Below are 983 nucleotides of genomic sequence, written 5' to 3' on the forward strand. Positions count from 1 at the left end.
TCAGATTTCTAAGGTTTCTCAGGATATTGCGAAATACTTAGGTGGAGGTACAAGCTTTAAAGATGGTACTTTCACGGATCCAACCTATAAATTATCCAGTGTTGATGCAAAAGGCGAGGTAGTAGAAAAATCCTATGGTGATGTTGGTTTAGCCATTGAAGGTATTGATACGAATTTCAAGAATGTGAATAACAACCTAACGAATAAGTTTAATGAACTTACTGAAAACATTACGAATATTACTCAGGAAGTTCAAGGCGATGCGCTGTTGTGGGATAAGGACGCAGAGGCGTTTGTAGCGACGCATGGGGACAATAAAGAGAACAGCAAGCTTACATCACTTGCAGCTGGCTCTATAGTATCAGGCTCGAGTGATGCGATTACGGGTGGACAGATTTATGATCTGCAAAAACAGTTTGCTGGCTATTTTGGTGGTGGTGCTGGTTATAATGAGAAAGGCGAATGGCAAGATCCGGATTTCCAAATTCAGACTTTCAGCAATGATGGTACGAAAGGTGATAAGAAGAGCAGTAATAATGTTGCAGGTGCTTTTAATGACATTAATGACAGCATGAGCACTATCAACGCTCGTATTAAGGAAGTTTCAGAAGGAGTTGCACAAGATTCTTTATCATGGAGCAAGGCTGAAGGTGCTTTTGTCGCCTTGCATGGAGAAAAAGATGGTGAGAAGACACACAGCAAAATCACATCACTTGCAAATGGTGATATTACTGCTAGCTCAAGCGATGCTGTAGCAGGAAATCAGCTATATGCTCTAGGTAACAGTGTTGCGCAGTCTTTAGGTGGTGATGCTAGTTATGCAGGTGGCGCTTGGACGGCTCCAAGTTTCAAAGTTAAGATCGTTAATGAGGATGGTACTAAAGTTGAAGAGAAGAAGTATGATACTGTATCGGAAGCATTTGCTGGTGTAGGAACATCTTTTGAGAATCTTCAAAAAGAGTTTACTCAAAACAACACGGAGG

General features: G+C 41.2%; 1 pseudogene. It reads left to right on the top strand.

What is annotated here, in order from left to right:
- Nucleotides 1–983, top strand: a pseudogene (locus ACFINX_RS10210) (adhesin); the annotation flags it as partial.

This window comes from Bartonella sp. AP36NXGY, from assembly GCF_042195865.1.
Taxonomy (GTDB): Bacteria; Pseudomonadota; Alphaproteobacteria; order Rhizobiales; family Rhizobiaceae; genus Bartonella.